Below are 5,392 nucleotides of genomic sequence, written 5' to 3' on the forward strand. Positions count from 1 at the left end.
TGCCGCCGGCGCGAAGGCCCGGGTGGTCCTTGGAATCAAGGACCACCCGGGCCTTCGCGCGCGATCTGCGGCTCAGCCCCGGCGTCGGGCGGCCTGGGCGCCGTAGCGGCGCTCGAAGCGCTCGACGCGACCGGCGGTGTCGATGACGCGGGCGGCGCCGGTGTAGAAGGGGTGGCTGGCGGAGGAGATCTCCACGTCGATCACGGGGTAGGTGTTGCCGTCCTCCCACTCGATGGTCCGGTCGCTCGTGGCCGTCGATCTGGTGAGGAATGTCAGTCCGCCGACGCGGTCGCGGAAGACGACGGGGCGGTAGGCGGGGTGGATACCGGGCTTCATGGGGCTACTCCTCGGGTGGGTTTCTGGGGTCAACGCTCTTCGCGGAAGTCGACGTGCTGGCCGAGGACCGGGTCGTACTTGCGCAGGACGAGGCGGTCCGGGTCGTTGCGGCGGTTCTTGCGCGTCACGTACGTGTAGCCGGTGCCGGCGGTCGAGCGGAGCTTGATGATCGGGCGCAGGTCGTTGCGCGCCATGGCGTCCTCCTGGAGCGGATCGGTGGCGGGTGAGCCGTCATCATAGCGAAATGGTTTTCGTTTCCATCTAGCTGTAGAGTGGCAACGCCAACCGAGGCCACGGCATTCCCGAAGCCGGAGCCGCATCCGTGGCTGCGCACCGTCCCATCCATCCGGAGTCGCGATGTCCGCCCACTGCCAGCTCACCGGCCGCAAGCCGGGATTCGGCAACACCATCTCCCACTCGCACCGCCGCAGCAGCCGCCGGTTCGACCCCAACATCCAGCGCAAGCGCTACTGGATTCCCAGCGAAGGCCGCTACGTCCGGCTCACCCTCAGCGCCAAGGGCATCAAGACCGTGGACACGATCGGCATCGAGGCCGTCGTCACCCGCATCCGCGCCCGAGGGGAGAAGGTCTGATGGCCAAGCGGAGCAAGATCGCCAAGAACGAGCAGCGCCGGGCCGTTGTCGCGCAATATGCCGAGCGCCGCGCGGAACTCAAGCGGATCATCGCGTCCCCTGCGAGCAGCCCGGAGGACCGCGCGGCGGCCCGGGCCGAGCTGCAGCGCCAGCCGCGCGACGCCAGCGTGACGCGGGTTCGCAACCGCGACAGCGTGGACGGCCGCCCGCGCGGCTACCAGCGCGCCTTCGGCCTCTCCCGGATCAACCTGCGCACCCTCGCGCACGCCGGTCAGCTGCCCGGGGTCCGCAAGTCGAGCTGGTAGCCCGGTCCGCGGGCCGGTCGCGTCGCGGGCTGCACCGGGATCGCCGCAGCCCGCGACGCGACCCGACTCCCTCGGACTTCCGGACCGGCGTCGCAACGCCGACGCCGCAACGCCGAAAGGAAGACGCAATGCCTGACGACACCCGCCTGCCGGTGGTGGTCGTCGCCGGCCTCCACGAGGCCGAGCGCCGCCAGGCGGTCCTGGAACTGCTGAGCGGCGGCGGGAACGCCGTCGTGCTGCACCACGACCTCACCGACGCCGCCCTCCACGGCCGGGTCCGGCGGGACATCCTGGACGCCGCAGGGTCGCGCAGCGAGTCGGACGTCCCGCTGACGCACGACTGCCCCTGCTGCGCACTGCGCGAGGACCTGCTCCCCGAACTGTTCGACCCGCTGCTGCTCGAACTCGGCCGGGTCGGCCGCCCGGACGCGGCACGCTACGCCGAGGTCATGATCGGCGAACCGGGCTGGACCGAGAAGCTGGCGCTCGACGGGCCCGTGGACGCTGTGGTGTCCACCGCGGCGCTGCACTACCCGCGGCCGGACCGCCTGGGGGAGATCTACCGGGATTTGGCGGACGTGCTGCGACCCGGCGGAGTGCTGGTCAACGGTGACCACCTGACACTGGAGGACCCGGTTCTCGCCCGCTTCAGCCGGACGGTGGGGCGGTGCCGCGCCGAGCGCCGGGGAAGGCGTGGCACCGGGGAGGACTGGGCCGGTTGGTGGGCCGCCGCAGCGCAGGTCCCGGAGTTCGCCGAACTGCTCGCGGCCAGGCAGCGGCAGCTCCCACCGGCCGACGGTGACGGCAACGGACTGTCGGCGGCCGGGCACGAGCGGTTGCTACGGCAGGCCGGGTTCCGCCGTGCCGGGCCGGTCTGCCAGTACGGCGACAGCTGCGTCCTGGTGGCCGTGCGCTGAAGCCGGGCCGGTCAGTGGTCGTCCCAGTGGCCCGCGTGGGCGGCGTGGCGGTGTCCGTCGTGGACGTAGTCCACGTGGTCGCCGTGGGGGACGGCGGTGTGGCCGCAGCCTTGCCCGTGCTCGTGGGCGTGGCTGGAGTGTTCGACGTGGCCGGTCGACTCGCACTCGTCGACGTGGCCGTTGTGGACGCGGTGCAGATGGCCGTCGTGGACGTAGTCCACGTGGTCGGCGTGCGGCACCGCCACGTGGCCGCAGCCCTGGCCGTGGTGGTGGCCGTGCTCGCTGTGGGTTCGGTGGTCGACCGGTGCGCTCATGACGTTCGCCTTCCCTCTGTCCATCTTCAAATCTACGCATGACCGGCAAAACGGGCGATGAATCGTCGCGCGGCACCTGAACTGTTGCCCCCCGCAGGGTTATTGAAAAGCATTATCGTTTCACCTTAGGGTTGGGGAACCGTCCATGAATGAGGGCAAGGTGACGCATCGTCGGATATCCCAGAGATCGATGCTCGGCTTGGTGGGCGCGGGCGTGGTGCTCGGCAGCGGCCTGCTCACGGCGTGCAGCAGCGGATCGAGCGCCCGCGCGCCACTTGCCACGCAGAGCCCCACGGCCTCCGCCCCGCCCCGCCGAGGGGGCAAGCTGCGGGCGGCCTTCGCCGGATCCAGCGCCGAGTCCACCAGCGTGCTCCAGGCGACCGGGAGCGCGATCGACTACGTCCGGGCCCGGCTGATCTGGGACACCCTCGGCGAGATCGAGGGCAGCGCCCCGGTGTGGCGGCTCGCCGAATCCGTCGAGCCCAACGCGGACGCCACCCGCTGGACCGTGCGGCTACGGGACGGCGCGACCTTCAGCGACGGACGCAAACTCACCGCCCAGGACGTGCTGTTCAGCCTCCGCGCACTGGCCTCCAGCCCCACCGTGCAGAGCGGGCTGCTCGGCGGGCTCGACGCCGGGGCGTCCGCCGTCCGCGACGGCCCCGACGGCTTCTTCGACCTGGTCCTCGCCCAGTCGATGTTCGTCTTCCCCGACGGCACCACCGACCTCGCGCACGCGCCCGGCTCGGGACCGTTCGTCCTGAAGAGCTGGACGGCCGGCAGCAGCTCACTGCGGCGCGCAGGCCGTCCCGGTTGTGCAGCAGGTGGTTGAGCAGGATGGTCTTGCCGGCGCCGAGAAAGCCGGACGTGGGTGGACGCCGGTGAGCGCGGCGCCTGTCTGGAGGAGCTGTCCGGCCAGTTGTCGGCGGCCCACCCAACCCGCCAGCGCTTGCCGCCCGTACCGGGGCCAGGGCCGGGCCCGACCGGCGTGGCAGCGCAGGTAGCCCCGCTCACAGGTCCGCCACAGCGGCGTGACCGGGCGTGACCCGGTCCGCCCAGCACAGGGTGGCGGCGCGCCCCGTCGGCACCGCACGGATCTCCGGCGTCCAGGCGGCGTCTGGAACGCGGCCCCGGCGGAAGGACAGCGGGCCGTGGGAAGTCTCGCAAATTCCTTAGCGGTCCCTCTGGTTCGCTGACTGTGCCGAGAACGGCCCGCGAGCAGTGGCTGAAGGGGAACGGATGTCCAAGCGTGCACTGATCACCGGGGTGACCGGCCAGGACGGGTCGTACCTGGCCGAACACCTCATCTCCCTCGGGTACGAGGTCTGGGGCCTCACCCGAGGGCAGGCGAACCCGCGGAAGGACCGGGTCAGCAGGCTGATCCCGGACCTGCGGTTCGTCGACGGCGACCTGATGGACCAGGGCAGCCTGGTGTCCGCCGTCGACTCGATCCAGCCCCACGAGGTCTACAACCTCGGGGCGATCTCGTTCGTGCCGATGTCCTGGCGCCAGCCGGAACTGGTCACCGAGGTCAACGGCACCGGCGTGCTGCGGGTGCTGGAGGCTATCAGGATGGTGAGCGGGATCAACAAGCCGGCCGGCTCCGCCGCCGGTCCCGGGCGGATCCGCTTCTACCAGGCCTCCAGCTCCGAGATGTTCGGCATGGTGGCGGAGTCCCCGCAGACCGAGCGGACCACCTTCCACCCGCGCAGCCCGTACGGCGTGGTGAAGACCTACGGTCACTACATCACGCGCAACTACCGCGAGTCCTATGGAATGTACGGAGTCTCGGGGATCCTGTTCAACCACGAGTCGCCGCGCCGCGGGGCCGAGTTCGTGACCCGGAAGATCTCCCTCGCGGTGGCGCAGATCAAGCTCGGTCAGCAGGACCGGCTGCTGCTCGGCAACCTCGACGCCGTCCGCGACTGGGGTTTCGCCGGGGACTACGTGCGGGCCATGCACCTGATGCTCCAGCAGGACCAGCCCGGCGACTACGTCATCGGCACCGGGCAGATGCACTCGGTGCGGGACGCGGCGCGGATCGCCTTCGAGTGCGTCGGGCTCGACTGGGAGGAGTACGTCGAGGTGGACCCCGCGCTCGTGCGGCCCGCCGAGGTCGAGACGCTCTGCGCGGACGCCGGGAACGCGCGGCAGAGGCTCGGATGGGAGCCGGAGGTCGACTTCCCGGAGCTCATGCGGATGATGGTCGAGTCCGACCTGGAGCAGGCACGGCTGGCCCGCGACTACGGCGAGGTGCTGGCCGACGCGCGCTGGTGACGTCGGGCCCGGCACGGCAGCAGGGCGGGGCGGGGCGGTGGGGAGGTGAAGCCCCCACCGCCCTATCGCCGTTCGGAACCGGGCCGGTCGGGGGAGCGGGAGAGCTCCAGGATCGCCAGCGCGATCTCGGCGCCCTGGTTTCCGAACCGGGCGGCGTAGCGGCGCAGCATCGCGTTCTCCTGGGCGAGGCTGGTGGTCGGCAATCCGGCGGCGCGGCGGCTGAGCTGGTGGCCGCGGGCCAGGCGGACGCGTCGGGCCAGCTGGGCGATCAGCTGCTCGTCGAGCGCGCTGAGTTCGGACGCCGCCTGGTCCGCGGCGGTCTCGGTGGAGGGCCCCGGCACTCTCGGCGCGTCGCCGTGCGGGAAGGGTTCGGGCATGGCGGTGATCCTCATCGACGTCGGGGCACCGCGCCCGGTCGGGCCGCGCCCATGGCTCGCGCAACTGACGATCCAGCCGAACGGTCCGGCAATTCCCTACAGTCCAGTGGCAGTTCGGCGGAGATCGACAGACCCTAGGGAAATTCGGCGGGGCCCCGATCGAGACTGGGCGCTGGAGTGCGGGAATGCGAGCGCCGCGCGTGCCGGGCACGCGGGCCGTCCTCAAGCGGATCCCTGCCGTTCGCCGGTCTTCCAGATGGGTTGCGTCGATG

Annotated in this window: 9 protein-coding genes and 2 pseudogenes; 5 read left to right on the forward strand and 6 right to left on the reverse strand. The window is 71.3% G+C overall.

Annotated elements, in window-relative coordinates; genetic code table 11:
* Window positions 1-72 precede the first annotated feature (72 nt).
* Both ACWCYO_RS14280 and rpmG read right to left on the reverse strand, forming a co-directional pair.
* Entirely contained in the window at window positions 73-336 is a 264-nt protein-coding gene (locus tag ACWCYO_RS14280; RefSeq protein ID WP_270149083.1) for a type B 50S ribosomal protein L31, read from the reverse strand.
* A 29-nt stretch (window positions 337-365) separates the two neighbouring features.
* Window positions 366-530, reverse strand: coding sequence for a 50S ribosomal protein L33 (gene rpmG / locus ACWCYO_RS14285; RefSeq protein ID WP_270149084.1), 165 nt, complete (start codon window positions 528-530; stop codon window positions 366-368).
* A gap of 163 nt (window positions 531-693) precedes the next feature.
* Here rpmG and rpmB point away from each other — a divergent pair, with 163 nt between their 5' ends.
* The 3 genes from rpmB (at window position 694) to ACWCYO_RS14300 (ending at window position 2,152) form a co-directional block, all read left to right on the forward strand.
* Window positions 694-930: a 50S ribosomal protein L28 gene (rpmB, locus tag ACWCYO_RS14290; RefSeq protein WP_449784415.1), complete on the forward strand. Its 237-nt coding sequence runs from the start codon at window positions 694-696 to the stop codon at window positions 928-930.
* On the forward strand, window positions 930-1,235 hold the full coding sequence (gene rpsN / locus ACWCYO_RS14295; protein WP_449784416.1) for a 30S ribosomal protein S14: 306 nt from the start codon (window positions 930-932) through the stop codon (window positions 1,233-1,235). The genes rpmB and rpsN overlap by 1 nt, the downstream gene beginning before the upstream one ends.
* 128 nt (window positions 1,236-1,363) lie before the next feature.
* Window positions 1,364-2,152, forward strand: coding sequence for a methyltransferase (locus tag ACWCYO_RS14300; RefSeq protein ID WP_449784417.1), 789 nt, complete (start codon window positions 1,364-1,366; stop codon window positions 2,150-2,152).
* 11 nt (window positions 2,153-2,163) lie between these two features.
* Here the strand turns inward: ACWCYO_RS14300 and ACWCYO_RS14305 are convergent, their stop codons facing one another.
* Window positions 2,164-2,466 (reverse strand): hypothetical protein, encoded by a 303-nt coding sequence (locus tag ACWCYO_RS14305; protein WP_270149088.1) that lies wholly within the window; start codon window positions 2,464-2,466, stop codon window positions 2,164-2,166.
* A gap of 190 nt (window positions 2,467-2,656) precedes the next feature.
* Here ACWCYO_RS14305 and ACWCYO_RS14310 point away from each other — a divergent pair, with 190 nt between their 5' ends.
* The gene (locus tag ACWCYO_RS14310) at window positions 2,657-3,298 is read left to right on the forward strand and encodes an ABC transporter substrate-binding protein (RefSeq protein WP_449784418.1); all 642 of its coding nucleotides are present in this window, start codon (window positions 2,657-2,659) and stop codon (window positions 3,296-3,298) included.
* Here ACWCYO_RS14310 and ACWCYO_RS14315 read toward each other — a convergent pair.
* Together ACWCYO_RS14315 and ACWCYO_RS14320 are read right to left on the reverse strand one after the other, a co-directional pair.
* A pseudogene (locus ACWCYO_RS14315) lies at window positions 3,255-3,404 on the reverse strand (GTP-binding protein); the annotation flags it as partial. The gene ACWCYO_RS14310 and the pseudogene ACWCYO_RS14315 sit on opposite strands and share 44 nt — an antisense overlap.
* A pseudogene (locus tag ACWCYO_RS14320) lies at window positions 3,392-3,575 on the reverse strand (DUF72 domain-containing protein); the annotation flags it as partial. The pseudogenes ACWCYO_RS14315 and ACWCYO_RS14320, both read right to left, overlap by 13 nt.
* 130 nt (window positions 3,576-3,705) lie before the next feature.
* Here ACWCYO_RS14320 and ACWCYO_RS14325 point away from each other — a divergent pair.
* On the forward strand, window positions 3,706-4,743 hold the full coding sequence (locus ACWCYO_RS14325) for a GDP-mannose 4,6-dehydratase (RefSeq protein WP_270149089.1): 1,038 nt from the start codon (window positions 3,706-3,708) through the stop codon (window positions 4,741-4,743).
* A 62-nt stretch (window positions 4,744-4,805) separates the two neighbouring features.
* Here ACWCYO_RS14325 and ACWCYO_RS14330 read toward each other — a convergent pair whose 3' ends face one another.
* Window positions 4,806-5,120 carry a hypothetical protein gene (locus tag ACWCYO_RS14330; RefSeq protein WP_449784419.1) on the reverse strand — a complete coding sequence of 105 codons (315 nt, stop codon included), beginning with the start codon at window positions 5,118-5,120 and terminating at the stop codon, window positions 4,806-4,808.
* Between the last annotated feature and the right edge of the window lie 272 nt (window positions 5,121-5,392).

This window comes from Kitasatospora sp. NPDC001683, assembly GCF_053596495.1.